Annotated in this window: 5 protein-coding genes and 1 pseudogene; all 6 read left to right on the plus strand. The window is 36.5% G+C overall.

Annotated features, from left to right (window positions below; all coding sequences use genetic code 11):
* Positions 1 to 311: 311 nt before the first annotated feature.
* Positions 312 to 416 (plus strand): CD1375 family protein, encoded by a 105-nt coding sequence (locus AB1471_RS16770; RefSeq protein WP_367780904.1) that lies wholly within the window; start codon positions 312 to 314, stop codon positions 414 to 416.
* Between the two features lie 61 nt (positions 417 to 477).
* A complete protein-coding gene (locus tag AB1471_RS16775; RefSeq protein ID WP_367780905.1) occupies positions 478 to 690 on the plus strand; it encodes a hypothetical protein in 213 nt (70 codons plus the stop codon).
* A gap of 56 nt (positions 691 to 746) precedes the next feature.
* Entirely contained in the window at positions 747 to 986 is a 240-nt protein-coding gene (locus AB1471_RS16780; RefSeq protein ID WP_367780906.1) for a hemolysin XhlA family protein, read from the plus strand.
* A gap of 13 nt (positions 987 to 999) precedes the next feature.
* Positions 1,000 to 1,239 carry a phage holin gene (locus AB1471_RS16785; protein ID WP_367780907.1) on the plus strand — a complete coding sequence of 80 codons (240 nt, stop codon included), beginning with the start codon at positions 1,000 to 1,002 and terminating at the stop codon, positions 1,237 to 1,239.
* A 132-nt stretch (positions 1,240 to 1,371) separates the two neighbouring features.
* Complete coding sequence (locus AB1471_RS16790; RefSeq protein WP_367780908.1) at positions 1,372 to 1,614, plus strand: hypothetical protein; 243 nt, start codon at positions 1,372 to 1,374, stop codon at positions 1,612 to 1,614.
* A 300-nt stretch (positions 1,615 to 1,914) separates the two neighbouring features.
* Positions 1,915 to 2,139: pseudogene (locus AB1471_RS16795) on the plus strand (DUF1617 family protein); the annotation flags it as partial.

Consider the following 2,139-nt stretch of genomic DNA (forward strand, 5'->3'; position numbering starts at 1 on the left):
GTAAAAACTGTTTTGTTCGATTGCGAGAAGGAATTCAGCGGACAAGATGCACAAAATTACGATTATCTATGTGACCAATTTGATGAATCAGACGAATAAATAATTTATATACCTCAAAAAAGAAGAATTAGAAGAGATGATCCAACGTGAGAAAGATAAATCTCCTGTCCATCATTTAAGAAATGATTCAGAGACAATAGGGCATCTGATCTCTTTTCTCATTGAGCATGACGAACATATGTCGAAAATGCTAGATACTGCAATGTCGCGAATCACTTCACTAGAAAATGAGATTAAGAGGATGAAAAATAATGGTTGATATGTACGTGACTGCGATTAAGTATGGTTGGATGGAATTCGAAAGCGTACCAGATCATTTGAAAACACAAGTTGCCGAAAAAATAGGTAATAGGTAAAGAGAGGCTGTATGCTTCAAAAAAATATTTTAAACAATTTTAGAAATGGAGATGAAGAATAATGGTAGAAAACTTGGAGATTAAATTGAGCAATGTTTCATTTGTAGAACAAGATGGGGAGCAAGTTGTGCATATTCGTTTCAGCAGTACAAACGGCCAGATCAACATCAGTGGTTATGTAGTAGTCGGATCTGAGGCGTTTTTCACAAATAGCGGATCGACAGAGGCAATCACAGAGTTAGTGAGAATGGAGCTTGTTGAGTTGGTTAAGTGAGTTCCTGCAACTGAATAGATCATTATTTTGCAACTAAGTCAAAAGGGGGATTTTAAATGACAACGGAGGTTTGGAAAGATCGAGTAAACAAAAGGTTAGACGATCACGATACGGTAATCCAAGAAGTGAAAGATCAGCAACTAATAGATGGTCACGATATCAAGAACTTAAAAGAAGGCATCCAAGAAATTAAAGATGATATCAAGTGGACAAGACGTGCTATTACTAATTCATTTATCGTCGCCCTGGTCGGTGGATCAGTGGCGATTTTTTATGCAGCATTGAAATTAAGTTAGGGAGGATTTTTTGTTGTATATTAACTGGAAAATAAGACTACAGAGCTATCCATTTTGGACGGCTCTTTTTGCGTTAATTGGATTTTTGTTGGTACAGTTTGGACTTTGGAATATTGGAGATTATCAAACGCTTGTTGAGTTGCTTTTAGTCGTTTTGGTAACCGGTGGAATTATTACTGATCCAACAACAGCAGGAGTCAATGACTCGAAACAAGTATTGGAATATACAAAAGCTCGAAAGGATATTGAATAAATATTGGCTAAAATCGTATGGGATGCAGGACACGGAGGAAACAACTTTAGATTGCCAGAAAGAGTTCCGCGGGCAAGAAGCACAAATTTTCGATTATTTATGTGATCAATTTGAAAAAGGAGATGATGAGTAATGGTAGAAAACTTGGAGATTAGATTAAGTAGTGTTTCATTTGTAGATCAAGAAGGGGAGCAAGTTGTGCATATTCTTTTTAATAGCACAAACGGTCAGATCAATATTAGTGGTTATGTAGTGGTAGAATCTGAGGCGTTTTTTGCGAACAGTGGATCAACAGAAGCCATTGTAGAATTGGCTAGAACGGAGATTGTTGAGCTGGTTAATCGAATTCCAAGACTGAATAGACAATTATTATGAAACTAAGTCAAGGGGAAGATTGGGGAAATTAAGGTATTACATATTTGGTGAGATTCACCAATTAAAAGTTGTGGAATATGACTTAATTACCGATCTTGAAAATGATGCGACAAGTCGGCTTCATATCTGAGGATAGCCCTTCGATTAGCAACGACCGATGGAATGGAATTAACACACAAGAGATTTCGACTCGACAAAAGCTAGTGATTACGATAAAAGAATCAATGATCTTGAAATATAAAATCTACTACAAAGTACGAATTCAAATACTTGAAGAAACAGTTTAAGGAGGAAATACACATGCAAGTAAAAATTATAAATGAAAAACTAGGGCAGGTAATCAACCTGCTTTTTGATTTGCCTTTAAAAGGGAAACAATCACGTCATCGTAGTAAGTGTATCAAAGCTTTAGACGAACGATTGAAGGAAGTCGCGGAACAAGAACAAGAGTTGTTAAAAGAGCATTGCCACTTGGACGAAGAGGGTAATCCTAAAATTAAAAACAACGGTCAAGAGTGGGACGTG

Origin of the sequence: Jeotgalibacillus marinus, assembly GCF_040801915.1 — a bacterium.
Lineage (GTDB): Bacteria > Bacillota > Bacilli > Bacillales > Jeotgalibacillaceae > Jeotgalibacillus > Jeotgalibacillus marinus.

Bases quoted from the DNA above. Each gene is read 5' to 3' on its own strand.
- AB1471_RS16775 (WP_367780905.1), top strand. From the start codon at position 478: ATGGTAGAAAACTTGGAGATTAAATTGAGCAATGTTTCATTTGTAGAA.
- AB1471_RS16780 (WP_367780906.1), top strand. From the start codon at position 747: ATGACAACGGAGGTTTGGAAAGATCGAGTAAACAAAAGGTTAGACGAT.
- AB1471_RS16770 (WP_367780904.1), top strand. From the start codon at position 312: ATGGTTGATATGTACGTGACTGCGATTAAGTATGGTTGGATGGAATTC.
- AB1471_RS16790 (WP_367780908.1), top strand. From the start codon at position 1,372: ATGGTAGAAAACTTGGAGATTAGATTAAGTAGTGTTTCATTTGTAGAT.